Consider the following 24,095-nt stretch of genomic DNA (forward strand, 5'->3'; position numbering starts at 1 on the left):
TTCCTCCACCACTAGCCCAGCCCGTCGCGGGCCACCGATTCGTTATATTCATACGGATACAACACTTGGCAGGCAACTACCCATCCAGGTGGTTTTGCGCGAAACAGTTCCGTCATTTCGCCCGAGATCGGCCCAGCCGCTGGCCCTGTTTTCAGGGGGAGACTGGTCCGGCTCTTCATGTCATATGTCGCAACGTCATTCGCGAGGGGAGCCGGGGCAGTTCATGCCGAGGCCCCTCCTCGCACCTTCCGCACTTGCCAAGAGATCCCCTACATGGCCGGCATATCGACGTTTGAAATCATCTGGCTCGCCGTAGCCCTGCTCGGCGCCGGAGCCATCACCGGCCTGCTCGCGGGCGTCTTCGGCGTCGGCGGAGGCACCGTCATCGTGCCGGTGCTGTACGAATTGTTCCAGACCGTCGGCGTGCCGGAAGAGGTGCGCATGCCGCTCTGCGTCGGCACCTCGCTTGCGATCATCATCCCGACCTCGATCCGCTCGTTCAACGCGCATCGCGCGAAGGGCGCGGTCGACATGGCGATCCTGAAGCAGTGGGCTGTTCCCGTCATTGTCGGCGTCGTCATGGGCAGCGTGATCGCCCGCTACGCGCCGGCCGACCTGTTCAAGGCGGTGTTCGTGGTGGTTGCAGGCATTTCGGCGATCCGACTGCTGTTCGGCAAGGATTCGTGGCGCCTCGGGCTCGACATGCCGGGCAAGATCGTCATGAACATCTATGGCTGGGTCATCGGCGTGCTGTCGAGCCTGATGGGCATCGGCGGCGGCCAGCTCTCCAACCTGTTCATGACCTTCTATGGCCGGCCGATCCACCAGGCGGTCGCCACCTCTTCAGGCCTCGGCGTGCTGATCTCGATCCCCGGCGCGATCGGCTACATCTATGCCGGCTGGCCGCGGGCCGCCGAATATCCCGATGTCGCGGCGCTGCAGTTCCCGCTGTCGCTCGGCTATGTCTCGCTCGTCGGGCTGATCCTGTTCGTGCCGACCAGCGTGCTGACCGCGCCTTTGGGAGCCAAGCTCGCCCATGCCCTGTCAAAGCGGAAGCTGGAGGTCGCCTTCGGCATCTTCCTGTTGCTGATCAGCCTGCGATTCCTGTTCAGCCTGATTGGCTAAGCAAACAAAAATGCCCGGCAATGCCGGGCGTTTTCATAGGCGGCGGACGCAGGCCTCAGCCATCCTTCGATCCTTGCCTCGCGCCGACAGCCGCGCCCTTGTGGGCGGCGCCGCTGCTGCGGGCCTTGAGGTCACGCAACGTCGTCAATTCCAGTTCGGTCGGTTCGGGCGTTTGCTCGAGCGTGTCGGCAAACTTGACCGTCCAGCCGCAGGTCTCCTGCACCTTGTTGCGGGTGACGCCCGGATGCAGCGAAACGACGGTGAATTCTTTGGTGACGGGGTCTGGTTTCCAGATCGCCAGGTCGGTGATCAGCAACGTCGGCCCCTTGGTGTCGATGCCCAGGCGTTGACGGTGGTCGCCGCCGTCGCCGTGGCCGAACGAGGTGTAGAAGTCGATCTTCTCGACCATGGCGCGCCTGGACTGGGCCATGGTGATGTAGATTTCCTTCGACGACGTCGCGATCTCGGGGGCACCGCCGCCGCCGGGCAGGCGGGTTTTCGGATGAGCGTAATCGCCGATGACCGTCGTGTTGATGTTGCCGAACTTGTCGAGCTGGGCTGCACCCAGGAAGCCGATCGAGATGCGCCCGCCCTGCAGCCAGTAGCGGAACATTTCCGGCACCGAGACTGTGGTGACGGCGGTGTCGCACAATTCGCCGTCGCCGATCGACAGCGGCAGCACGTGGGGTGCCGTGCCGATGGTGCCGGATTCGTAAATCAGCGTGATGTCGGGTGCATGGGTCAGCCTGGCGACATTGCAGGCCGCCGAGGGCGCGCCGATGCCGACGAAGCAGACATCGTCGCCCTTGAGCGCACGCGACGCGGCAATTGTCATCATTTCGTTGGGGCTGAAGCCTGTCACGCTCATGCGACGATCCTCAGATGTTCGACGCGGGCCGCGAAATCGTCGCTGGTCTTTTCGATGACGTTCGTCTGCATCCACTCGCGGAAACGGTCGCGGTCGGCTGAGATCTCGTCCCATTCCAGATAAGACGCGTTGTCCCTGACATAATAGCCATGCGCGTAGGACGGGTGCGCCCCACCCGGCACGACCGAGATCGCCGTCACCGACCAGCTGGGCAGTACTGTCAGGTTGGGGTGCAGGTCGTCGAAATTGTCGACCACCTCCTCGACGGTCACCACAGCGCGCCTGGCGGCAAGGGCCGCTTCCTTCTGGATGCCGATGATGCCCTCGACCAGCACGTCGCCGCGCCGGTTGGCCTTCTGGGCGTGGATGAAGGTGACGTCGGGCCGAACCGACGGAACCGCCGCCAGCACCTCGCCTGAAAACGGGCAGGTCACCGACCTGATGTTCGGATTGACCTTGGTGAGCTCGGCACCGCGATAACCGCGGAAGATGGCGCAAGGCAGGCCGGCGGCGCCCGCCTCATAGGCATTGGCCATGGCGGCGTGGCTGTGCTCCTCGATCTCGAGCGCATGCGGAAAACCGTTCTCGACAGCGTCACGCAGGCGGCGCAGCAGGCCGACGCCGGGATTGCCGGCGTAGGAGAAGATGGCCTTCTTCGCCATGCCCATGCCGATCATCTGGTCGTAGATCAAGTCGGGCGTCATGCGCACCAGCGTCAGGTCCTTGAAGCCCTGGCGGATCGCCTCATGTGCGGCGGCGGTGGGAATGAGATGCGTGAACCCTTCAAAGGCCACGGTGTCGCCACTGTTGAGATTGTCGGCGACCGCCCGCGACAGGGGCAGGAATTGGGCCATGCGCTTCGTCCCTGACGTCGAAACTTCATTTTGCAGGCATCTGTCCCTACATCATGTAGCGCACGCGTCCCGGTCGCGCATCATCGGCGTCGACAGCAGGTCTTGCCGGCTTGTGCCGGCGCTGCCGTCAGGGGCTGCCGACAGGCAACGTCAAGGCAAAGGACGATCGCCCGGAGCAGGTCGACAACAGGCGGCGCGGATCAGCGATTGCTTCGTCGGGCAGTGATCAGGCGGCCTCGGCGAGGCCGTTGCCCTTGGCGTTTAGCCGAATGACCGCCTTGATCGGCAGGTGATCCGAGGCGATGCGCGCCAGTGCCGTGTCATGCGCTTCGAGCTCGGTGAGCAGGCTGTGCGGCCGCGCCATGACGCGGTCCAGCGCCAGCACCGGGAAACGCGAGGGAAAGCTCGGAACGATGGCATGCATCGGCCCGAAAGCCGGTTGCAGGCTGCGCAGCGACGAGCGCTTGCCCAACCGCCATTCGTTGAGGTCACCGACAAGAACCGTCGGTTTGTCGCTGTGCAGTTCGGCTGCGGTCAGAAGCGTTCCGGCCTGCAGCTTGCGCGAATGGCGCAACAGGCCGAAATGCGCCGCGATGATCCGGAGCGGCCCGGCTTCGAGCTCGAGATCGACGACCACGGCACCGCGTGGCTCCGCACCGGGCAACACGATCTGCCGCGCCGAACTGACTGAACCTTTGCGAAACATGACCACGTTGCCGTGCCAGCCATGGCTCTTGCGCCGGCCGGCCAGCGGCACCGGAACAAGCCCGGTCTCGCGCTCGACCGCTTCCAGGTCGAGCAGGCCTGCCCGGTCGCCAAAGCGCTGGTCGGCTTCCTGCAAGGCGATGACGTCGGCGCCGATCTCGGAAATGACCTGCATCGTGCGCTGCGGATCGAAACGGCGGTCGAGGCCAACACATTTGTGGACGTTGTAGGAGGCGACGACGATCTCGCTGTGCGCGCCGGCCTCAGGCGGCAACGACGTATCGCCCTGCTCCAGCGTCGAGGACCGGTGCGCGGCACCTGCTTCTGCTGAAATCTCAAAGCCTGGTCTGCTAGCCATCACTCGTCTGGAATCTCTGGGAAATTCGTGTTCAGTTGCGACAGGCGTTTCGCCAACAGTAACCTATATGGTCGAGCTATTCGAGGTTTACCACATGCGTCACGATGGCCTTCCACCGAAATGCTGTCGTCGGCACAAGGTTCCCATCGAAAGGTCTTGGGCCGCCTGACACATGAAACTCGTCGCCGTCGTCATAGCAGTTGTCGGGCTCCTGGTCATTGCCTCGCTGCTGGCGGTCTATGCCTATGGCCGCTTCGCCAAGCGCGCCCAGGGCATTTCTTCCCGCGCATCGCCGACGGCTGACAGCGACACCCCGTTCGACCGGCTGATCACCCCGCTGCTTGCCGACCATCCCGGCCAGAGCGGACTGGCGCTTTTGTCGTCCAACCTGCATGCCTTCGCCATCAGGGCCTACACCGCGCGCCACGCCCAGCGCAGCCTCGACCTGCAATATTACTACTGGAAGGACGACCTGACCGGCAGCCTGCTCGCCCGCGAGGTCCTCGCTGCCGCCGACCGCGGCGTGCGCGTGCGGCTGATCCTCGACGACATCAACGCCAAGGGCTACGACCCGAACTATCTCGCCCTCGACAGCCACGCCAACATCGAGGTTCGCCTGTTCAACCCGAGCTGGGCACGCGCCTTTGGCCTGCAGCGCGGGCTGGAGCTTGTGCTGCGCGTCATGCGCAGCACAAGGCGTATGCACAACAAGGCCTGGGTCGCCGACGGCAGGCTGGCGATCGTCGGCGGGCGCAATGTCGGCGACGCCTATTTCGATGCCTCGGAAGACGCCAATTTCCGCGACATGGACCTTTTGCTCGCTGGTCCTGTTGTCGACCAGACGGAGGCCATCTTCGACCGCTTCTGGAACAGCGAGGCGGTGCTGCCGATCCGTCACGTCACCGGCATGGCAAGGGGCGACCTTCCCGCCCTGCGCAAGCGGCTGGAGCGCACGGCAACGACCGGCCTGGCGGAGCCCTACATCCATCGCGTTGCCGAGGAGAGCCGGGAATGGTCGTCGTCAGGCATGGGCAGGCTGCGCTGGACCAGCGAGGCGACGGTTGCCTCCGATCCGCCGGAAAAGGCATCGGGTGCCGGCCAGGACAGCTGGCTGATGACGGCAATCCGGCCGATCCTGACCTCGGCCCGGCGGCAACTGCGCATCGTCTCGCCCTATTTCATTCCCGGCGAGACCGGCACCCGCGAGCTGACGGCGCTGGCCCGCAAAGGTGTCGAGGTCACGGTGCTGACCAATTCACTGGCCGCAACCGATGTCGCCGCCGTCCACGGCGCCTATGTCCGCTACCGCAAGCCGCTGCTGGAGAACGGCGTCGGCATCTACGAACTGAAGCCCGACGAGGACCGCACCGACATGTCGCTGTTCGGCTCCAAGGGTGCCAGCCTGCACACCAAGGCATTCATATCGGACGGCGAGGCCGGTTTCGTCGGTTCTTTCAATTTCGACCCACGCTCGGCCGCGCTCAACACCGAGATGGGCGTGCTGTTCAGGCAGGAGGAACTGGCGCGCGAGGTCGAGGCGGTGATCTCGGCGCAGACATCGCCGCGCAGCGCCTTCCGCCTGTCCCTGCACGGCGACAGGCTGGTCTGGACCGACAGCGCCGACAGCGGGCCGCGCGAACTCAGGCACGAACCGCAGGCCAGCCTGCGGCGGCGCCTGGTGGCCAAGGTGATCAGCTACCTGCCGATCGAATCACAGCTTTAGGCTGGACGCCAAGCGGTCCGCGATTTCGACGGCTTTCCGTCAATCCTGCAACAGAACCCTACTACTCACCTACAATTCCTGACGTTTCCGGCCGTTTCCCGCGAAGATTTCGAATCAGCGCGGCCGGCACACGCCTGTCTTGCAATGCAGGCGCAATGCGCAGCGCCCCTTAGATCGCTCCGCCAGCCCACTGTTCCGGGCCGGCAGACGCAGTCTGAAGGAGCTGTCACGTGCGACACGAATGGAAACCGGAACTGGACCAGCGCAGCCTGCTGCCCGCCCGGTCGCCGACGAGGTGCGAAAGCCGCCGATCATCGGTTTTCCTGCAGATGCTCAGCCTCGGCGCCCGCATCTCGCTCAAGCGCTCGGCGGTGTTCTGCTTGCGGTTCGCCTGTCGGCCGGTCAGCACCTTCGGCTGGGTCAGCTTTCTCGGCGATTTTTCCCTGAAACAGGCGCTGGGCCGGCCGCATGACGACCTTTTGCGCAAGTCGCTCGACGTCTTTTTCGTCACCGGTATTTCGAGTCCTGTTCGCCTCGGCCTGATGAAGACGCATTTCCAGGTAGCTGCCGAATTGTTGCGCCATGACGACCTCGCCGCCCTCTGGCGCGGCGAACGCCTCGACATGGGCGCTGTTTTCGGTCGCCATGAAACCTACAATATGCAGATGCTTTTGGCCGACCACTGCGGCTGCCGCCACGAGGGCGTCTTTGCCATCAAGCTGTCGCGGGCGAGCGACGACTACACATTGTGGACGGCCAGCTTTGTCTTCGTCCGCGGCGAGGACGGCAGACCAAGCCTGGCGATCGGCGGCATGCAGGGGCCGAAAGGCACCGACGCCAAACGCGCCGTCATATCAGCCACCCGCTGCCTCGGCGGCCTGCGCCCCAAGGACGCCATGCTGCTCGCCCTGCACGGACTGGTGTCCGCCCCTGATATTTTGGCGGTGTCCAATACCACCCATGTCATCAACCAGCGCCGCCGCAAGCGAAGGAAGCTGATGCAGGCCGACCTCGACGGTTACTGGAGCGAACGCGGTGGCCTGCCGGCCGGACCATTCGGCTTCCGGCTGCCCGCGCCGCCGGCGCCTCAAATCGACAGCCCAAATCGCAGGGAGCAGAGCAAACGGGCGTTCTGGGATTTGGGCAGTGGATTTTGTCGGCTGCCAGGTAGAAATGGGAGAACCGAGTATAATTTGATGTGCCGTCGGCGGGTATCTGCGGACAAGTCCACTTATTTGTCCGCGCCCGATTGCCCAACGCTCTTCCCAAAATAGAAGCCAAGAATGAGCAAGAATCCGCTTGTTAGAAACTCCGGGAACACTTGCGGAGTGCCTCTCACCAAGTTTGCGATCGACAGCCCAATCAGAAGCAAAGTAATTCCGATAGCTATTATTGCCGCGACAGTCTTTGGTTCGACAATCTTGTCGAAAACTCCTATATCGTGCGTTGCTCCGACAATTGCAAGCAACTGCTCATCAAAGCCGTACACATCAATACTTCTCCCATGAACATAGACCCTATTGATAAAAGAACCCTCAACGCCAGCGGCTCCCACAGACGTAAAAGAGATTGTATATAAGCTACCCTTCAAGAATTTACTTTGCACGGAAACGATCTTGAAATTATCTGCGTCTGGCGTCCTGCCTTTCACACGCGCAAATATGGCGGCCTCTAAGGTTCCGTTTTGAGCAATAGGCGTGTCCATCATGCCCCCCCACCGTCAGAGATTCGCATGTCTTGCGCATGGGTCAACCCGGCCAATGGATAGGTGCGAGAGCGGTCGCAACGACTGGAATACCGAACCGCGCGCAAGCAAAGGCTCATGAACTGCCAAGGCCGGACAAGCTCCATCTAAAAAGGAATTTCGTCGTCCAGCGCTCGACTGCCTTTCTTATCGGAATAGTCGACTTCCGGAGCACGTGGAGGAATGAGGGCAAATCGTTCTGGAGCAGCCGGAAGCTTACGCTGTTCGTCTTCTTCTGCTTTCGCCTCAGCGACAGTCTGATTGATGTTGTGGATGAGTTTACTGACCACCTCTGCCGATCCCCACAGGGCACCCGGAATCGCGAGAATTTCAATAGTGAGTCGGGCGACGGCTAGTAGGTTGACTCGATTTTTCTCAAGGGCGGTTTCAAAGTCTCCCACCTTCTTAAGCAGAGTTTCTTTTTTTGCATCAGTAAGGTTCGCCTCGCTGATTGCCTGCCTTAGATGGTGAAGGTGTGTCTTTATGCGGTCCTTCGACTTCTCCGGAATACGTGTGGAATCCTGCTTGCTGCGAATGCTGTGATCGATTGCCAATTGCGTCATGTAGTGGTCGAGGTCAGCAACAAGCTGACGATAATCGTCACTGTCGAACCTGTTGACGCGAGGCACATCGATCGACTTGAAGGCATCGATTTGGAAGCGCTTGGCAGCGGCCAGGACGACGTTAGTAAAGCCGTGTCGTGCATCCTGAATTAGACGCCAATTCCCTTCATCATCATCGTTAAGTGAGGCCGTCGCTTCCCGAAGTCGGCGCTGCGCATGCTTCACAAAAACGGAAAAAGCTTGCTCGCCATCCTCAGGCAAGTCGTTCAATTCATCTTCTGTGATGAAGTCGAAGACGTTCATAGCTGATAGATAACTGCTGATCCTCAATCTGCAATGTCCGAGCAGAGTTCATACGCTCGTGTTCACAGCATTCTTCCAGAAGATTGCCGCCGCTGTGAGCGGCGACCTTAGCAGGTCACGGCGGATCAGACGCCCTATGCTGCCTTCCGCATTGCGTCATCGAACCTGTCTCTGCCGATCCGAAGGTAGACGCTCCGAAACTTCCCGAAATCGGCACCAAGGCACTGCTCCACGTCGAGCGGTCGACCTGGAAGAGCCTGCGCGGCACCCGCCGAAATGCTCGCGATCTCATTGATGCTCGCGCCGATTTTCGATGAACTGCGCGCAGGGTCTGTCCCTCGTTTTTCCAGCCATCGGGAAGAATGAGCGGGCTCGCCGTTCGCATCCGCAAAATGTCAGGATGGACAGCAAGCCTTGCAGGCCAAGAGCTTCAACGATTTCAATGGAAAAAGAAATGGTGCTGCCAGAGAGGATTGAACTCTCGACCTCTCCCTTACCAAGGGAGTGCTCTACCACTGAGCTACGGCAGCATTCCGTGAACGGGGCGGCTTGTGCCACATGATTCCCGGGAGCGCAAGTTATCAATTGCCCGAAATCGTGTATCATTTTCCACAGGCCCGCTTACGCCACAATACTGGCCATTTCGGTTGCCAAGCCGCTATGAAGGATCGGCAAGCGGGGACCACCACATGTCGTCGACCAAGAAAACGCCCTCAAGCGGTGCCGAACAGCGTCAGGCGCGGCTGGCGGCCGAGCTGCGCGCCAACCTGATGAAACGCAAGGCGCAGGCGCGCTCGCGCCGCACAGGCGAGGCCGACACCAGGCCGGAAGGCCTGGCGGCAGCGGAGGGGGAGACGGAGAAACCTGAGAAAGCCTGACCGGCGACGGCAGGCGCTTGGCGCCAAAGACCGCAAAATGCGCCTTTCTTGAACCGGAAAGCGCGATGGTCTAGACGGGCGGCAAGAAAATTTCTCGCCAGAACCGGGATCGCCCGGAGAAACGACGGCCAATGGATCGCATCAGAATTGTCGGCGGCAACGAGCTGACCGGAACCATCCCGATCTCGGGCGCGAAGAACGCAGCCCTTCCCCTGATGATCGCCTCGCTGCTGACAGACGATACGCTGACGCTGGAAAACGTGCCGCACCTGGCCGACGTCGAGCAGCTGATCCGCATCCTCGGCAATCACGGCGTCGACTATTCCGTCTCGGGCCGCCGCGAGCGCCAGGGCGAAGGCTATTCGCGCACCATCTCTTTCACCGCACGCAACATCGTCGACACGACAGCCCCTTATGAGCTCGTCTCCAAGATGCGCGCCAGCTTCTGGGTCATCGGCCCGCTGCTCGCCCGCATGGGCGAAGCCAAGGTGTCGCTGCCGGGCGGCTGCGCCATCGGCACGCGACCTGTCGACCTGTTCATCGACGGCCTGCAGGCGCTGGGCGCCGACATCGACGTCGAGAACGGCTATGCCGTGGCCAAGGCCAGGAACAAGCGCCTCACGGGCAACCGTTATGTGTTCCCGAAGATTTCCGTCGGCGCCACCCACGTGCTGATGATGGCGGCGACGCTCGCTCGCGGCGAGACGGTGCTCGAAAACGCCGCCCGCGAGCCTGAGGTCGTCAACCTCGCCGAGTGCCTCAACGCCATGGGCGCCAGGATCACCGGCCAGGGCACCTCGACCATCACCATCGAAGGCGTCGATTCGCTGTCGGGTGCACGTCACCGCGTCATTCCCGACCGCATCGAGACCGGTACCTATGCCATGGCGGTCGCCATGACCGGCGGCGACGTGCTGCTCGAAGGCGCGCGCGCCGACCTGTTGCAGGGCGCGCTCGACGTGTTGTCGCGCACCGGCGCCGAGATCATCCCGACCAATTCCGGCATCCGAGTCCTGCGCAACGGCTCGGGCATCACCCCGGTCGATGTCGTCACCGAGCCCTTCCCCGGCTTCCCGACCGATCTGCAGGCGCAGTTCATGGGCCTGATGACCATGTCGAAAGGCAAATCGAAGATCACCGAGACGATCTTCGAAAACCGCTTCATGCATGTGCAGGAACTTGCCCGCCTCGGCGCCCACATCACGCTGTCGGGCCAGACGGCGATCGTCGAGGGCGTCTCCAAGCTCAAGGGCGCGCCCGTCATGGCGACCGACCTGCGCGCTTCGGTGTCGCTGGTCATCGCCGGCCTCGCCGCCGAAGGCGAGACGGTGGTCAACCGCGTCTACCATCTCGACCGCGGCTTTGAGCGCCTGGAAGAAAAACTGTCGCGTTGCGGCGCGGTGATCGAGCGCATCAGCGGATGAAGGGAGGGGAGTAGGGGAATAAGGGAGTAAGGGAACAGGAACCTCCCCTACTCCCCTACTCCCCTACTCCCCTACTCCCCCACTCCCTATTCCCTTCCCCCGCGGTGCGCGCTGCATCAAGACCGCCTAACAAAGCCGGAAGCATTACCGTTCCGTACAGGCAGCCGACCGAACATGAACCTGCTCAAACTAGTCGCCCTCGACGAAGAAGATCTGGAGATCGTTTCGGCGCATGTGCAGGATGCGGTGATCAGGGTCGGCGACATCGCCTTCGATGCGCCGGCGAAGCGCTTTGCGCTGGCGATGAACCGCTTCGCCTGGGAAACCAGGAAAGGTTTCTTCCGACCGAAATATGAGCGGCGCAGGTCGATCCTGCATTTCGACCGCGTGCTGTCGGCGCAACTGCACGGCATTTCGCGCGCCAAGACCGAAGACGTGCTGGAGCTTCTGGCGATCGGCTTCGCGCAGGAGGAAGGTCCGACCGGCACGATCGAGCTTCTGTTTGCCGGCGACGCCGCCATCCGCCTCGATGTCGAAGTCATCGAGGCACGGCTGACCGACACCGGCGCTGCATGGCAGGCCTCTTCCCGCCCCATCCACAATACCTGAGCATTTCCAGACAATGGCCATCACGCTTCGCCAATCCGACGCAGACTTCGAGAAGCGCTTCGCCGCCTTCCTGACCACGAAGCGCGAGATTTCGCCCGACGTCGATGCGACGGTGCGCGCGATCATCGACGACGTGCGCAGCCGCGGCGATGCGGCACTGATCGACTACAGCAGGAAATTCGACCGCGCCGACCTCGGCACACTCGGCATCGCGGTGAGCCGCGCCGACATCGACCAGGCCTACAGGGATGCCGATCCGGCGACCGTCGAGGCGCTGCGCTTTGCCCGCGACCGCATCCATTCGCACCATGCCCGGCAGATGCCCAGGGACGACCGCTATGTCGATCCGATCGGCGTCGAGCTCGGCTCGCGCTGGACCGCCGTCGAGGCGGTCGGGCTCTATGTTCCAGGCGGCACGGCGAGCTATCCCAGCTCGGTGCTGATGAATGCCGTGCCGGCCAAGGTTGCCGGCGTCGAGCGCATCGTCATCGTGGTGCCGGCAACAGGCGGCGTCATCAATCCGCTGGTGCTGGTCGCAGCCGACATCGCCGGCGTGTCGGAAATCTACCGCGTCGGCGGCGCCCAGGCAGTCGCCGCCCTTGCCTATGGCACCGCGACCATCCGTCCCGTCGCCAAGATCGTCGGCCCCGGAAACGCCTATGTCGCGGCCGCCAAGCGCCAGGTGTTCGGCACGGTCGGCATCGACATGATCGCCGGTCCCTCCGAGGTGCTGATCGTCGCCGACAGCGACAACGACCCCGACTGGCTTGCCGCCGACCTGCTGGCCCAGGCGGAGCATGACGTCTCCGCACAGTCGATCCTGGTCACCAATGACGCCGCCTTCGGCAAGTCGGTTGAAGCAGCGGTCGAACGCCAGATCAAGCTCCTGCCGCGCACGGAGACCGCCGCCGCAAGCTGGCGCGACTTTGGCGCGGTCATCGTCGTCGACGACTTCGACGTGGCCGTCCCGCTGATCGACCGCATCGCCGCCGAGCATCTCGAACTCGCCGTCGCCGATGCCGAGACCCTGCTCGGCCGCATCCGCAATGCGGGTGCGATATTCGTCGGCAAGCACACGCCCGAAGTCATCGGCGACTATGTCGGCGGCTCCAACCACGTGCTGCCGACGGCACGCTCGGCGCGTTTCTCCTCTGGCCTGACGGTGCTCGACTTCGTCAAGCGCAGCTCGATCCTGAAGCTTGGCCCCGACCAGTTGCGCGAGCTTGCTCCCGCGGCGATCGCGCTGGCCAAGGCCGAGGGTCTCGACGCGCATGCGCGCTCCGTCGCCATCAGATTGAACATGTAGGCGGCGATGTCCGACAAAGGCCACGCACGCTCCCGCCTGGTCGACGTCGAACTCGACGAATCGATCGGCCGTTCGACGCCCGACGTCGAGCACGAACGGGCGGTCGCGATCTTCGACCTGATCGAGGAAAACAGCTTCCACCCGATCAATGACGACGGCCACGGCCCCTACCGGCTCAAGCTGTCGCTTGTCGATGCGCGGCTGGTCTTCGCCATCTCGCGTGAACACGGCGAAGCGGTCGTCACCCACATCCTGTCGCTGACGCCGTTCCGCAGGATCGTGAAGGACTACTTCATGATCTGCGAAAGCTACTACGAGGCGATCCGCTCATCGACGCCGAGCCAGATCGAGGCGATCGACATGGGCAGGCGCGGCCTGCACAATGAGGGTTCGCAAACCCTGCTCGACCGGCTCTCCGGCAAGATCGAGATCGATTTCGACACCGCGCGCCGCCTGTTCACGCTGATCTGCGTATTGCACTGGCGCGGATAAGGATGGCGGCAAACGGCAGCTCTCCACGCTCTATCCTGTTCATGTGCCGGATGAATTCGGTCCGCTCGCCAATGGCCGAGGCGATCGCCCGCCACCATCTGCCGGCATCGGTGTTCGTGACGTCGGCCGGCGTGCGCGCCGGCGATCGCGACCCGTTCGTCGATGCCGTGCTGGCCGAAGAAGGCATGAGGCTCGACGAACACCAGCCACGCACCGTCGATGATCTCGAGGACGACTATTTCGACCTCATCGTCACACTCGCGCCCGAGGCGCATCACGCCGCGCTCGAATTCACCCGCTCGATGGCTGTGGACGTCGAATACTGGCCGACGCCCGATCCGACCGCCGTCACCGGCACGCGCGACCAGATCATGCACGCCTACCGCGACGTGCGCGAACGGCTGAAGCACAGAATGGCCAATCGATTTGCCGCCGAGGCTCAAGGAAACGACGCCGATTAAGCGTGTTCACAAAGCGTGGATTATCATATAGGTTCCGCCCAAATTCCGGCCGGGTCGCCGGAAAGTCATCCAAACCAAAGGTACCGAATGCCGAAGGAAGAAGTCCTCGAGTTCCCGGGCGTTGTTACGGAATTGTTGCCGAATGCGATGTTCCGGGTCAAGCTCGAAAACGAACACGAAATCATCGCCCATACCGCTGGCCGCATGCGCAAGAACCGCATCCGCGTCCTCACCGGCGACAAGGTCCTCGTCGAAATGACGCCTTACGACCTGACCAAGGGCCGTATCACCTACCGCTTCAAGTAAGCCGCCTGCTGCAAGCACGCCGGCCGGTCTCAGCCTACAGGATCAACGATTGAGCGATCTGCAAAAGCTTGTGCTTGCCTCGGGTTCGCCCCGCCGTGTCGAGCTGTTGCAGCAGGCCGGCATCGAGCCTGACCGCCTGTTCCCGGCAGATGTCGACGAACGTCCGATGCGCGCCGAGCATCCGCGCTCGCTGGCCAAGCGCCTGTCGGTGACCAAGGCGCAGAAGGCGCATGACGTCCTTTCCAAGGAAGCGGAACCCGCTTCCGGCTTCATTCTTGCTGCCGACACGGTCGTTGCCGTGGGACGGCGTATCCTGCCCAAGGCCGAGAGCTCTGATGAGGCGCTGCATTGCCTGCAGTTGCTGTCGGGCCGCTCGCACCGGGTCTATACCGGCCTCGCGCTGGTGACGCCTGCGGGCAAGCTGCGCCAGCGGCTGGTCGAGACGCGCGTGCGCTTCAAGCGCCTGTCGAAGCAGGACATGGAAAACTACCTCGCCTCGGGCGAATGGCGCGGCAAGGCAGGCGGCTATGGCATCCAGGGCCTCGCCGGCACCTTCGTGGTCAAGCTCGTCGGCTCCTATACCAATGTGGTCGGCCTGCCGCTCTACGAGACCACGTCGCTGCTGTCGGGCGAAGGTTATCAGGTCCAGCTCAACTGGCAGGCCGGCGCGCGCGTATGACCGACAAGCCAGCCGCCGTCGTCACGCCGCTGCGTGCCAAGATCTCCTGCCCGGAATGCAGCAAGCCGTCGGCGCGCGAGACCTATCCGTTCTGCTCGCCGCGCTGCAAGGCGGTCGATCTCAACCGCTGGCTTTCGGGCAGCTACGCCATTCCGGTCCGTGACGACGAAGACGAGGATTCGGACGGAAACAGCGAAGCCGGCTGACAACGCCGAGCCGCATTTGCAGCTTACGCAACGGCCTGTGATTTCTTCCAGAAAAACATCTCGCAGGCGCTGGACAGCGGCAAATCTCGTGTTATAACCCACCCGCTTTCAGGGTGCAGCGCACCACTCAAGGCATCCGGATCAAGGCTCTCGCCCGATCCTGGAACTAGGCCCAGATAGCTCAGTTGGTAGAGCAGCGGATTGAAAATCCGCGTGTCCGTGGTTCGAATCCGCGTCTGGGCACCATCCCCTCTTCTCCCGACAGTCTCTTTCGCCGAAGCCTCTACGCTTCCATCTCGTCAACTAGCTGAAATCCTTACTGATTTCGGCGCGCAAAGCGCGGATGGTCGGGTTTTGTGGAATTTCGGCGCAGTTGGTCCAACGAGGCGGGGGGCTGGTATTTTCGCTGGTATTGGAGATCCTGATGGTATCGATGCAGCCAAATGGAGGTCCCGAAAATGGCCCTTTCCGACGTAAAATGCCGAAATGCCCGACCCATTTCTAAGCTCGTAAAATTGTCTGACGGTGGCGGGCTCCAGCTTTGGGTGCAGCCTACCGGATCTCGCCTATGGCGCCTCGCCTATCGTTTTGGCGGCAAGCAGAAGCTTCTGGCGTTGGGCAGCTATCCCCTCATCTCCCTCGCTGAGGCACGAGAGGCGCGCGATACCGCCAAACGTCTCCTCCTACGTGGCATCGACCCCGCACAGGAGCGTAAGTCGCAAAAGACTTCGGCGGAGGACACCTTTCGCTCAATCGCGGAGGACTATGTCGACAAGCTGAAGAAGGAGGGACGTGCCGACCGGACCATCACCAAGGTCAAATGGTTGCTCGACTTTGCCTATCCAACGTTTGGGGACAAAAGCGTTCGGGAGATCGATCCGGCCACAATTCTTGCCGCTCTCCGCAGCGTGGAGGTTCGCGGTCGATACGAGTCGGCAAGGCGAATGCGCTCCACCATCGGCAGCGTGTTTCGATATGCAATCGCAACCGCACGCGCCGATGTAGATCCGACGATCGCCCTGAGGGGCGCACTCGTCGGTCCGACGGTCACGCCGCGTGCCGCGGTTACCGATCCTAAGGCCTTGGGAGGCTTGCTGAGGGCGATTAATGCATTTGACGGACAGCCGACAACCCGAGCCGCTCTGAGGCTGATGGCCCTGCTGTTCCCCCGCCCCGGCGAGCTGCGCGCGGCCGGATGGGACGAGTTCGATTTCGAGAGCTCCGTGTGGAGCATCCCTGAAGGACGCATGAAGATGCGACGGCCGCACCGCGTACCTCTTTCCAGGCAGGCCGTCAGCGTCCTGACCTCACTTAGAGAAATCTCTGGTGGTGGATCGCTGTCGTTTCCTAGTGTTAGATCGGGTTCGCGTCCGATTTCCGACAACACGCTTAACGCCGCCCTTCGCCGTATGGGCTATGGCAAAGAAGAAGCTACCGCGCACGGCTTTCGAGCAACGGCATCAACTTTGCTAAACGAATGCGGCAAGTGGCACCCGGACGCCGTAGAGCGGCAGCTGGCCCACATTGAGAACAACGACGTTCGGCGCGCCTACGCCCGGGCAGAGCACTGGGAAGAGCGCGTCAGGATGATGCAATGGTGGGCCGACTATCTGGATGAACTCGAGAGCAAAAACTCGCGGGTGATCTCAATCGGGGGACGCGAGGCAAGCCTGCTGTCCATACATCCTCGCGAGGGTCTAGTTTGGAAGCCAACAGCGACGGTTCGCCAAACGACGAGACGAACCTCCAACCTCCGAAAATCACACTGAACCCCGTCGAAAACACCGAAACTGGGCAACCAATGTTGCAGGCCCGGAGGGTCATCGTTTTCCACAGGAAATCAATACGTTATGTTGGCCACGCATTTCCTTCGTATTCTCTCGTATGGTCTGGCGAACCTAAGGACCAGGAGGAGGACTAAATTAGTATTCCCTCCGCGGTGTCTCGTCGTCCCACAAGAAGGGTCGATTAACCCGTGACGAACGTGGCTGGTTTGGGCCGACACCGGACCGGTCGCTTCAGACATCCAAAATGCGAACGCGGACACTCGGACGGTGCAACCCCGTAGTGTCTAAACGAAGTAGCGGAACGAGGTTTCGGCAAGATCATCGTCGCCGTACTCGTCCAGAATGCCGCCTACACGGCGGGCGAAAGACAAGGACACCGGCCATTTTCCCCTGATGTCGGCTGTGTTCCAGTTCATCCGGGTGAGGTTGAGAACGTCCTGCGCGGCGGCGACAGCGTTCTCGGCGCCAAGACAGCGAACTTCGAATGGCTGGGGCACATGCGGTCCTGGGTAGGTGCCGAGCTCCGGCATGAACCCGGAAGTGAATAGGAACGATCGGTCGTTATTGACTGTGCAGACCGTTCCGACTTTCGGAGGATAGGCGCCGTACCGGAGCAGCCGGAAGAGGCTGGGAACAAGGGTGACCATCGATACGATGGGCGTGTTCTTGAGCGCAGCAGCGAAGCCCGTCTGTTCGGCGGGATCGAAATAGGACGTCTTGTGAAGCACGACTCGGAGCGGCGCTCCCCCAGTGCGCAGCTCATATTCGGCAAGGACGTTCTGCGTCAGCTCGAACGCCTGCTGTTCGGAGAGGTGAACGTTCCGACCCTGTTCGGGCTCGACGGGAACGCCTTCCCCGCGGATCGCGAACCCTTCACCATCACTCGAGAAGGCCTGAGCAAGGCTGGACCGGACAATCGCGCGCCGCGTCGTGCGAAAGTGGTGAAAACTGATGCCGACGAAGCAGGTTTCTGGCCCCGTGGGCGGTAATCGCCAAGGGACGCCGCCGGCCTTGTAATAGAGGCCGACGGCAAAATTCCAGGCGCGGGTGGCTGGGTCTTGGTTTCTCGCCGTGTCGCTGAGCAGGACTTCTGTGACCAGCTGGATCGGCAATCGGCTCCGTAGAGCCCGCGCCTTCAGGGCCAGCCTGAGGTCCCGTCTCAAGAAATCCTCGGGTGTCTGCTCGACCTCATCGAGGGTGTCGAACAGGTCCAGCTGATTGCTCGGGCGGGCGCGCCGGATCTCCTTGGCGCGCTTGCGTTCACTTTCGGTCGCTTTGCGCTCGACTGAGCTAACCTTGTTGAAGATGTCGTCGGGGATACACATCAGGACGATGTCGGGACGGTTTAGGTCACGGGACGCGAGTCGCAAATGCGCGTCAGCGTACAAGTCGACCACGCGCTGGAACGCCTGGTAGGCGTCGCCCTGCAACGCACGAGCAAGCTCGTCGTGGCTATCCGAGCTGAGTGCGATCGAGGACGCGTCCGGGGCGACCAATCGTTTATGAAACGCCTCCTTAAAGCCGGGAAAGGCCTTCTTGAGCAGGCTTGGCTCGCCCAGAATCGGGATTTCCCCACTGCATCGCTCCAGCCACCGCCGCGCCGCCGCTACCTGCTGGGCCGGGCCAATGACCCCGACATGAATATTGTCCTTCCGAGCCGACCCGAACCGAAGGTCAAAAGGACCCGCAGACAGGAGCCCGACTTTGGGATCGGTATGTGTGCTCGCGCCGCCGAACTGAAGTCGCGGCGGGGACAACTCGACGATGGCTAGCTCAATCGACATCGTCGGGCTCGCTTGGGCCTAGATCATCCGCGTCGCGGCGGGACCCATCTCTGTCCTCGTCGTCAGGCTCAAGCGCAAGCGCTTCCAGTTCGGCGTCCAACTTCTGGAGATCCTCGTCGATCTCAGAGTCGCGCTGGGCCAACTCGTCGAACGCCGACACGTTGAACGAAATCGTCGGCGTGCGATGGGATAGGAGCACGGAAGGAGCGAACCGCGTGAGGTCGTTATCCCGGCGTTGCTCAAGTGCGAACAGGCCCTCAGTTTCGCCGGACAGGACCGCGAGCCAGAAAGAGACGTCCTGCAGAACGCTCGGATTGAAATCACGCGCCGCGCGCCGTGTAGAGAGGGCGTTCGTTCGCTCCCGACTGATTGGGTTACGCACGCCGTCCCGGGTGAATGCGTACCCGGGGGTCAGAACAACCGCCCAGTCGCTACCGAAGCGCAGAACGGAGAAGCTGACCGCCTTGTGCTCGAAGTAGACGATGTCGGCGGATTCGCGCTTGGTGCGCGCCTTAACCACGGTTCGGGTAGCCTTGCGAAGGCGGCCTTGATAGCTAACCTTAAGCTCAGGCTCGTCGCCGCGCGCGAAGTAGGCGCGCCGTCGATCATACTCGATCTGGAGATCCTTGGCCTTCAGGTGCTCGAACAGCAGCTCATGAAGCAGCTTCAGCGCGATCGATTCACCTCCCGGCAATCGGATGAGTTCGTCGAAGTCCAAGGCCTCGATCTCCCCTGGGTCGAACGGCGTGACCATCGACTCGGCGAGCCCCTCCAGGTCATAGAGAGAATAGAAGCGGCCGTCGCTCACATGGCCCGGTGGGACTGCGAGACCCTCCGCGTCGCGATAGAAGGTTCGGTTAGAACCAGCGCTGGTGGCGGCGTGCCAGACCTTCGCCGGCATGATCTCGATTGGGACGAGGTTGGACGAGTAGCGGACGGTCTCCTCAGCGATTGGCAATGCGGTGTTGGTGATCTCGTCGACGGCTTCCGGCCGCGCCTCGATCATGACCGTGAACTGAGCGTTGTCGGCAGAAGGCCCGAATGACACCGACCCATTGTTGTTCACGGTGGCGAGGACCATGTCGGAGAGGCCTGATCCCCGCCGGTCCATCTGGCCGCCGCCGTAGAAAAGGTCCGATATGGCGGGATTCCGGTAACCCTTGATCGGGCTGGTTCGTTCCGCGATCGCGTCTTGGAACGACTGCCCGCCGACTAGAACGGCGATTTCCTCGATAAGGCCGCCAGGGCTCGTGACAGCAATCGATTTTGGCTCAACGATGACTTGGACGGCCTCGTCTCGATCGTAGTCGCGGTGCACGATCGCATTGACGAGCATCTCCTTGATGGCGATTGCATTGTACGCATTGACCGTACGCGAAACCTCGGCCTTCAGCCGGAACTGGAAGTTCACAAGGGCAAGAAGGTCGATAAGATCGTCTAGTTGGCTCCAAAGATTGCCGGTGATCGTACGCCGGACCGTGAACTCGCCTTCACGAGAAGTCGGCTCAAGTTCGATGTCCTCGCCGAAGCGGCCCCGCAGCCAGTGGCCGGGTCCTGTCGCACGGAACTCGACCCGGGCTTGAGGGAATTCGACAGAAGGATTACGCGAGAACAGTAGCCAACCCGCGAGCGTCGGACAGACGCTCCCGCCGACCGGCCGCACCAGATCGAGCCGGTCGGTCATCTCCTCGACCCAGGCGGCATCAACGTCTCCCGGTCTCCAGAGGTCGGTTCGGTCCGCATATTGCCGCAGGCGGGCTTGCAGAAGCGGCTGTTCGAAGCCGGAGACATCAAGCTCATTGAGCGGGCGCATGTCTGCGGGCATGCCGCCGACGCTGTAGCCGGAAGGCCGGCGCGTTGGCCGTGCTCCTGCAGCGATCATGCTGGCCAGTAGATCCTTCTCGAAGAGGTCGTCGAACCCTCGAATTGGTACGAGCTGGAAGTTGGAGCCAATTGCGCCCGCCAACTGCTCGACCCAAGGCGAATGAGGGCCGACCAGATCGTCCTCTAAGACGCACCAGTAGACGCCGTGGAGGAAGCCGCCGGACATGGCTTGTGCCAAGAAAAGGTCTTTCATCACGGACGCTTCGGCACCCCGATAACCGACCGCGATAACCGGATGGTCGCGAAACAGAGGTCGCAGGCGTTCGGCCAGCGATGGGTCGAGGGATTGAACCTCGTCGGCCAAGTTCCTATCGGTGTAGTGCTTCACTGACCCATGCAGGAAGACCAATTGCGGATCGTGCGGCGCGGAGCTGAACATCACGTAGTCAGCCGGCGTGCTGATGCTGACCAGTCGGTGGGGTCGGTTCTGCTGAATCGCCGCCCGTTCAAGGCATTGATCGAAGTTGGTTGTCAGGACGGTGGATATCCATCCCTGGTGCAGGATTTGCGTCAAGGCAACGTAGCCGCGCGAGGGCGGTACCTCAGGCGGGTTGATGAGCTTTTCAAAGAACTCGCGTCGATCGCTCTTCACCCCTAGCAGGTTGTCGATTGCTTCGGGGTAGAGATCGGCGGCGGAGAGCTCTGTTTTGTACCAAGGCTGGGCGGCCAACCAGGGCCAATAATCAGACCGGCGAATGGTGAAGTCGTCCGGGTGACGGCCGTTCTCCTTGCACCATGCCCACCGTGCGGCCTTCTCAACCGTTTTGGCCGCTGCAGGGATCCCGGAGGTAATCGAGGCGCCGGCGCCCAAGAGAAGAACCGGCTCGGAGTTGTCCATCAGGAGCGATCTCAATCGTCCAGGCGAAGACGTCCGCATGGCGAACGTCGAACTATCAATGCTGAGTACTCCCGCCTGGGTCATTCATCAGCCCTAGTCATCGCCATCTCTCTGCCAACCGCCGACAAGTGCGGTACAACCTCAAGATTCGCTCGAGTCTTATCAATTAGCAGAACGGAACGTGAATTCGAAGTGAGGCCGTCCGTTTATCAACCAGCATCGGGATAATCCCGGCTGCAGTAACATGGCCTCTCTCGGTGACGCGTACAGCGACCCAGCGCGGGTTATCGGACATAAACTATCTATCGGGTACCAGCCGGGGGTCTTTCATCGGGCTGGTAGTTCCTCTGTGTGTGGAGAATCGCCCTTGTCTCTGGCGGCCGATCGGAAGAGCAGATAAGGGCCAGATTGGTAGGAGTGGAAACAATGGCATTCAAAAGCGCGACACCGACAGAGATTGTTCCAACAAGCCCGGAGGAAATTCTTCTCACGCTTCCGCGCCGTACGATCCCGGGCGTCCTGCTGCATCAGGGCGAGATTATGCGGAGCTACGCCGCTCAGGCAGTCTCTGACTCGGATGTAGCATTGCAGCTTCCAACGGGGAGCGGAAAAACTCTGGTCGGGCTCATGATTGCCGAGTGGCGCCGCCGCAAGTTCGAAGAGCGGGTAGTCTATCTCTGCCCCACCAAGCAGCTGGTGAACCAGGCAGTGGAACAGGCCCGGACACAGTACGGGCTGACGGTGAACGGCTTTACGGGAAGCAATCGGGATTACGACCCACAGGCCCGCGCCGAGTATCAGAACGCCGACCGGGTGGCTGTGACGACCTACAACTCGCTTTTCAACACCAATCCGTTTTTCTCGAACCCGGACGTCGTCATCATAGATGATGCCCATGCCGCCGAGAACTATATCGGTGAGATGTGGACTGTCCGCATCCAGCGGACCAAGCAGCAGCACCGAGCGCTGTTCGAAGCACTGAGTGGAGTGCTGCAGCCGCACCTGGACGCCCACGATTTTTCGCGACTTACGGGCCGTTGGGACAGCAATCCGGAGGACCGACGCTGGGTCGATAAGCTGCCCACGCCCGTCTTCGCTGAGATTAAGGACGAGCTCACGGCGGTGATCGACGCCCATGCCGAAGAACTGGACATTCGGTGGGCGTGGTCGATGATCCGAAGCCATCTCGTTGCGTGCCACCTCTACATTTCGGCGACCGAAATTCTCATCCGCCCCTTGTTGGCACCGACATGGCAGCATCCGCCGTATCAGAATGCGCGGCAGCGCATCTTTATGTCGGCCACACTCGGGGCGGGCGGCGACCTGGAGCGCCTCACAGGCCGCCGCAGGATCAAGCGCCTCCAAGTGCCCGACGGCTGGGATCGCCAAGGGATTGGGCGCAGGTTCTTTATCTTTCCTGACAGCTCGCTCGAGGTCCATGACGTAGTGACGCTGCGCCACCAGCTGATGCAACGCGCCGGGCGGAGCCTGGTCCTCGTGCCCAGCGATCAACAGGCTGAGTCGGTCCGAGAGGATGTCAAGGCCAATCTTGGCTTCGCGACCTTCGGCGCAGAGGCCATCGAGGAGTCGAAGCAGCCGTTCGTTACCACGCCCCAGGCGGTGGCTGTGATAGCTAACCGCTATGACGGCATCGACTTTCCGGGCAATGATTGCCGTCTGCTGTTCATCGAAGGCTTGCCTCGCGCTGCCAACCTCCAAGAGCGGTTCATCATGCTTCGAATGGGGGCGTCGCAACTGTTCAACGATCGGGTGCAGACGCGCGTGCTGCAAGCGATCGGCCGCTGCACGCGGTCGCTGCAGGACTATTCCGCGGTGATAGTCTCCGGCGAGGAGCTGCCTGACTATCTCGCCGACAGGCGGCGACGCGTTCACCTTCACCCGGAATTGCAGGCCGAACTCGAATTCGGCAACGAGCAGTCGGTCGGCACGACGATGGCCGACATCATCGAGAATTTCGAGATATTCCTAGCGAACGACGCCCGCTGGGATGCGGTGAACAACGATATCCTTCGCAAGCGGGCGGCGGCAGTGCAACAGCCCTTCCCAGCGCTGGGCGAGTTGCAGGCGATTGTCGGCCAGGAGATCGAATTTCAGAGCAGGCTCTGGCAGAGCGATTTCGAAGGCGCTGTGGAAGCAGCGGAGGGAGTGCTGGGTGGACTCACCGACCCGGACCTCCGAGGTTATCGAGCGCTGTGGCACTACCTCGCCGGCTCAGCCGCTTGGTATGGAGGACGCGCCGGCATCGCCTCGCTGGACGTCAAGGCGCGCGGCCATTTTAATCATGCAAAGCGCGCCGCCACCGATCTGCCTTGGTTGGTCAAGCTGGCCCGCTATCACGCGGACATGGAAGCTCCTCTTGGCCGCAGTCCCCGTCTGCTGCGACAGATCGAGCGCGTTGAGGGCGTGCTGGAGCGGCTCGGCACCGTGACCGACCGGGAGTTCAACAAGCGCGAGCGGGAGATTCTGGAAGGTCTCGCCTCGAAGAACGGTTTTGAGCAGGCGCAGGTACGCCTAGGCGAGATTCTCGGCTTCCACGCGGGGAAACGCGAAGTCGACGCGTCGCCGGATCCCTGGTGGGCGGCGGATGATCTGTGTTTCGTGTTCGAAGATCATGCCGGAGCAACAAACGATGTGCTGGACGCTACCAAGGCGCGACAGGCCTTCTCGCATCCCAACTGGATTCGCGACCACGTTGCTTTGCCCGATAATGCCATTATCCTGCCGGTACTGGTCACGCCGGTGACCAAGGCGAAGTCGGGGGCGGTTCCGCATCTCCACACCGTGTCGCTATGGGAAATCGACGAGTTTCGGGAATGGGCAGGTCAGGCGTTGCGGACATTGCGGCAACTGAGACGTACCTTTAGTCAGGCCGGTGACCTAGTCTGGCGTGCGGAAGCTGCTGAGCGCTTCGAACAAGACGGGATGGGTGCCGACCAGATCTACAAGTGGCTGAAAGGACGTATCGCGAGCGGTATCTTACAGAGTATCCCATAAGAATGGGAGAATACCCACTCACCGCGAAATTGGACTATAGGTTGCCCGAGCGGGCCTCAGGCAGGTGCAACGTCCGCTTCTAAGGAACCAACGATCACATAGCAACGGCCGACATGAGGCGCGTTTCAGACAGACACAATGGGGTAGCATGCAGAATGACATTCCGGCCACCGCGGTGATATC

21 protein-coding genes and 2 tRNA genes are annotated in these 24,095 nt (G+C 61.9%); 15 read left to right on the plus strand and 8 right to left on the minus strand.

Annotated features, from left to right (window positions below):
- Nucleotides 1-273: 273 nt before the first annotated feature.
- Entirely contained in the window at nucleotides 274-1,125 is an 852-nt protein-coding gene (locus SLT36_RS24355; RefSeq protein ID WP_432284804.1) for a sulfite exporter TauE/SafE family protein, read from the plus strand.
- 55 nt (nucleotides 1,126-1,180) lie between these two features.
- Here the strand turns inward: SLT36_RS24355 and SLT36_RS24360 are convergent, their stop codons facing one another.
- From SLT36_RS24360 to SLT36_RS24370, 3 genes are all read right to left on the minus strand, one after another.
- Nucleotides 1,181-1,993, minus strand: a complete 813-nt coding sequence (locus SLT36_RS24360; RefSeq protein WP_432284805.1) for a CoA-transferase subunit beta — start codon at nucleotides 1,991-1,993, stop codon at nucleotides 1,181-1,183.
- Entirely contained in the window at nucleotides 1,990-2,847 is an 858-nt protein-coding gene (locus SLT36_RS24365; protein ID WP_432284806.1) for a CoA transferase subunit A, read from the minus strand. The genes SLT36_RS24360 and SLT36_RS24365 overlap by 4 nt, the downstream gene beginning before the upstream one ends.
- A gap of 226 nt (nucleotides 2,848-3,073) precedes the next feature.
- On the minus strand, nucleotides 3,074-3,910 hold the full coding sequence (locus SLT36_RS24370; RefSeq protein ID WP_432284807.1) for an endonuclease/exonuclease/phosphatase family protein: 837 nt from the start codon (nucleotides 3,908-3,910) through the stop codon (nucleotides 3,074-3,076).
- 172 nt (nucleotides 3,911-4,082) lie between these two features.
- Between SLT36_RS24370 and SLT36_RS24375 the strand changes: the two genes are divergently transcribed.
- Complete coding sequence (locus tag SLT36_RS24375) at nucleotides 4,083-5,633, plus strand: phospholipase D family protein (RefSeq protein ID WP_432284808.1); 1,551 nt, start codon at nucleotides 4,083-4,085, stop codon at nucleotides 5,631-5,633.
- Nucleotides 5,634-5,962: 329 nt separating this feature from the next.
- Nucleotides 5,963-6,907 (plus strand): DUF535 family protein, encoded by a 945-nt coding sequence (locus SLT36_RS24380; protein ID WP_432288465.1) that lies wholly within the window; start codon nucleotides 5,963-5,965, stop codon nucleotides 6,905-6,907.
- Here the strand turns inward: SLT36_RS24380 and SLT36_RS24385 are convergent.
- The 3 genes from SLT36_RS24385 to SLT36_RS24395 all read right to left on the minus strand — a co-directional run bounded on the left by SLT36_RS24385 (nucleotide 6,865) and on the right by SLT36_RS24395 (nucleotide 8,773).
- A complete protein-coding gene (locus SLT36_RS24385) occupies nucleotides 6,865-7,341 on the minus strand; it encodes a hypothetical protein (RefSeq protein ID WP_432284809.1) in 477 nt (158 codons plus the stop codon). The two genes, SLT36_RS24380 and SLT36_RS24385, sit on opposite strands and share 43 nt — an antisense overlap.
- A gap of 143 nt (nucleotides 7,342-7,484) precedes the next feature.
- Nucleotides 7,485-8,243, minus strand: a complete 759-nt coding sequence (locus tag SLT36_RS24390; protein WP_432284810.1) for a hypothetical protein — start codon at nucleotides 8,241-8,243, stop codon at nucleotides 7,485-7,487.
- A gap of 455 nt (nucleotides 8,244-8,698) precedes the next feature.
- A tRNA-Thr gene (locus SLT36_RS24395) sits at nucleotides 8,699-8,773 on the minus strand.
- A 159-nt stretch (nucleotides 8,774-8,932) separates the two neighbouring features.
- Between SLT36_RS24395 and SLT36_RS24400 the strand changes: the two genes are divergently transcribed.
- The 11 genes from SLT36_RS24400 to SLT36_RS24450 all read left to right on the plus strand — a co-directional run bounded on the left by SLT36_RS24400 (nucleotide 8,933) and on the right by SLT36_RS24450 (nucleotide 16,373).
- Nucleotides 8,933-9,121, plus strand: a complete 189-nt coding sequence (locus SLT36_RS24400; RefSeq protein WP_067965304.1) for a hypothetical protein — start codon at nucleotides 8,933-8,935, stop codon at nucleotides 9,119-9,121.
- 131 nt (nucleotides 9,122-9,252) lie between these two features.
- Nucleotides 9,253-10,545: a UDP-N-acetylglucosamine 1-carboxyvinyltransferase gene (murA, locus tag SLT36_RS24405; RefSeq protein WP_432284811.1), complete on the plus strand. Its 1,293-nt coding sequence runs from the start codon at nucleotides 9,253-9,255 to the stop codon at nucleotides 10,543-10,545.
- Between the two features lie 174 nt (nucleotides 10,546-10,719).
- Nucleotides 10,720-11,154 (plus strand): DUF2948 family protein, encoded by a 435-nt coding sequence (locus tag SLT36_RS24410; RefSeq protein ID WP_432284812.1) that lies wholly within the window; start codon nucleotides 10,720-10,722, stop codon nucleotides 11,152-11,154.
- A gap of 13 nt (nucleotides 11,155-11,167) precedes the next feature.
- The gene (hisD, locus tag SLT36_RS24415; protein WP_432284813.1) at nucleotides 11,168-12,460 is read left to right on the plus strand and encodes a histidinol dehydrogenase; all 1,293 of its coding nucleotides are present in this window, start codon (nucleotides 11,168-11,170) and stop codon (nucleotides 12,458-12,460) included.
- A 6-nt stretch (nucleotides 12,461-12,466) separates the two neighbouring features.
- Nucleotides 12,467-12,952 carry a UPF0262 family protein gene (locus SLT36_RS24420; protein ID WP_067965312.1) on the plus strand — a complete coding sequence of 162 codons (486 nt, stop codon included), beginning with the start codon at nucleotides 12,467-12,469 and terminating at the stop codon, nucleotides 12,950-12,952.
- A 2-nt stretch (nucleotides 12,953-12,954) separates the two neighbouring features.
- On the plus strand, nucleotides 12,955-13,413 hold the full coding sequence (locus SLT36_RS24425) for a low molecular weight phosphatase family protein (protein ID WP_432284814.1): 459 nt from the start codon (nucleotides 12,955-12,957) through the stop codon (nucleotides 13,411-13,413).
- Nucleotides 13,414-13,500: 87 nt separating this feature from the next.
- Complete coding sequence (gene infA, locus SLT36_RS24430; RefSeq protein ID WP_006200926.1) at nucleotides 13,501-13,719, plus strand: translation initiation factor IF-1; 219 nt, start codon at nucleotides 13,501-13,503, stop codon at nucleotides 13,717-13,719.
- Between the two features lie 49 nt (nucleotides 13,720-13,768).
- Nucleotides 13,769-14,398, plus strand: coding sequence for a Maf-like protein (locus SLT36_RS24435; RefSeq protein ID WP_192318358.1), 630 nt, complete (start codon nucleotides 13,769-13,771; stop codon nucleotides 14,396-14,398).
- Nucleotides 14,395-14,604, plus strand: a complete 210-nt coding sequence (gene yacG, locus SLT36_RS24440) for a DNA gyrase inhibitor YacG (RefSeq protein ID WP_182574837.1) — start codon at nucleotides 14,395-14,397, stop codon at nucleotides 14,602-14,604. The genes SLT36_RS24435 and yacG overlap by 4 nt, the downstream gene beginning before the upstream one ends.
- Before the next feature lie 170 nt (nucleotides 14,605-14,774).
- Nucleotides 14,775-14,850 (plus strand) — tRNA-Phe (locus SLT36_RS24445).
- 212 nt (nucleotides 14,851-15,062) lie between these two features.
- Complete coding sequence (locus SLT36_RS24450; protein WP_143972626.1) at nucleotides 15,063-16,373, plus strand: tyrosine-type recombinase/integrase; 1,311 nt, start codon at nucleotides 15,063-15,065, stop codon at nucleotides 16,371-16,373.
- A 302-nt stretch (nucleotides 16,374-16,675) separates the two neighbouring features.
- Here the strand turns inward: SLT36_RS24450 and SLT36_RS24455 are convergent, their stop codons facing one another.
- Together SLT36_RS24455 and SLT36_RS24460 are read right to left on the minus strand one after the other, a co-directional pair.
- Entirely contained in the window at nucleotides 16,676-18,175 is a 1,500-nt protein-coding gene (locus tag SLT36_RS24455; RefSeq protein WP_143972627.1) for a hypothetical protein, read from the minus strand.
- Complete coding sequence (locus SLT36_RS24460; protein ID WP_208760332.1) at nucleotides 18,165-20,897, minus strand: SIR2 family protein; 2,733 nt, start codon at nucleotides 20,895-20,897, stop codon at nucleotides 18,165-18,167. Before SLT36_RS24460 ends, SLT36_RS24455 begins: the two co-directional genes overlap by 11 nt.
- 426 nt (nucleotides 20,898-21,323) lie before the next feature.
- Between SLT36_RS24460 and SLT36_RS24465 the strand changes: the two genes are divergently transcribed.
- Complete coding sequence (locus SLT36_RS24465; RefSeq protein WP_109670585.1) at nucleotides 21,324-23,912, plus strand: DEAD/DEAH box helicase; 2,589 nt, start codon at nucleotides 21,324-21,326, stop codon at nucleotides 23,910-23,912.
- Nucleotides 23,913-24,095 lie beyond the last annotated feature (183 nt).

This window comes from Aminobacter sp. BA135, assembly GCF_050859125.1.
GTDB classification, from domain to species: Bacteria; Pseudomonadota; Alphaproteobacteria; order Rhizobiales; family Rhizobiaceae; genus Aminobacter; species Aminobacter ciceronei.

What these genes read in the sequence shown, in the direction of transcription:
- SLT36_RS24360 (WP_432284805.1), bottom strand. Translation starts at nt 1,993, where the DNA reads ATGAGCGTGACAGGCTTCAGCCCCAACGAAATGATGACAATTGCCGCG.
- yacG (WP_182574837.1), top strand. Translation starts at nt 14,395, where the DNA reads ATGACCGACAAGCCAGCCGCCGTCGTCACGCCGCTGCGTGCCAAGATC.
- SLT36_RS24455 (WP_143972627.1), bottom strand. Translation starts at nt 18,175, where the DNA reads ATGTCGATTGAGCTAGCCATCGTCGAGTTGTCCCCGCCGCGACTTCAG.
- SLT36_RS24465 (WP_109670585.1), top strand. Translation starts at nt 21,324, where the DNA reads ATGGCATTCAAAAGCGCGACACCGACAGAGATTGTTCCAACAAGCCCG.
- SLT36_RS24375 (WP_432284808.1), top strand. Translation starts at nt 4,083, where the DNA reads ATGAAACTCGTCGCCGTCGTCATAGCAGTTGTCGGGCTCCTGGTCATT.
- SLT36_RS24425 (WP_432284814.1), top strand. Translation starts at nt 12,955, where the DNA reads ATGGCGGCAAACGGCAGCTCTCCACGCTCTATCCTGTTCATGTGCCGG.
- SLT36_RS24365 (WP_432284806.1), bottom strand. Translation starts at nt 2,847, where the DNA reads ATGGCCCAATTCCTGCCCCTGTCGCGGGCGGTCGCCGACAATCTCAAC.
- SLT36_RS24370 (WP_432284807.1), bottom strand. Translation starts at nt 3,910, where the DNA reads ATGGCTAGCAGACCAGGCTTTGAGATTTCAGCAGAAGCAGGTGCCGCG.
- SLT36_RS24460 (WP_208760332.1), bottom strand. Translation starts at nt 20,897, where the DNA reads ATGGACAACTCCGAGCCGGTTCTTCTCTTGGGCGCCGGCGCCTCGATT.
- SLT36_RS24385 (WP_432284809.1), bottom strand. Translation starts at nt 7,341, where the DNA reads ATGATGGACACGCCTATTGCTCAAAACGGAACCTTAGAGGCCGCCATA.
- SLT36_RS24390 (WP_432284810.1), bottom strand. Translation starts at nt 8,243, where the DNA reads ATGAACGTCTTCGACTTCATCACAGAAGATGAATTGAACGACTTGCCT.
- SLT36_RS24420 (WP_067965312.1), top strand. Translation starts at nt 12,467, where the DNA reads ATGTCCGACAAAGGCCACGCACGCTCCCGCCTGGTCGACGTCGAACTC.
- SLT36_RS24355 (WP_432284804.1), top strand. Translation starts at nt 274, where the DNA reads ATGGCCGGCATATCGACGTTTGAAATCATCTGGCTCGCCGTAGCCCTG.
- murA (WP_432284811.1), top strand. Translation starts at nt 9,253, where the DNA reads ATGGATCGCATCAGAATTGTCGGCGGCAACGAGCTGACCGGAACCATC.
- SLT36_RS24400 (WP_067965304.1), top strand. Translation starts at nt 8,933, where the DNA reads ATGTCGTCGACCAAGAAAACGCCCTCAAGCGGTGCCGAACAGCGTCAG.
- SLT36_RS24410 (WP_432284812.1), top strand. Translation starts at nt 10,720, where the DNA reads ATGAACCTGCTCAAACTAGTCGCCCTCGACGAAGAAGATCTGGAGATC.
- SLT36_RS24450 (WP_143972626.1), top strand. Translation starts at nt 15,063, where the DNA reads ATGGCCCTTTCCGACGTAAAATGCCGAAATGCCCGACCCATTTCTAAG.
- infA (WP_006200926.1), top strand. Translation starts at nt 13,501, where the DNA reads ATGCCGAAGGAAGAAGTCCTCGAGTTCCCGGGCGTTGTTACGGAATTG.
- SLT36_RS24380 (WP_432288465.1), top strand. Translation starts at nt 5,963, where the DNA reads ATGCTCAGCCTCGGCGCCCGCATCTCGCTCAAGCGCTCGGCGGTGTTC.
- hisD (WP_432284813.1), top strand. Translation starts at nt 11,168, where the DNA reads ATGGCCATCACGCTTCGCCAATCCGACGCAGACTTCGAGAAGCGCTTC.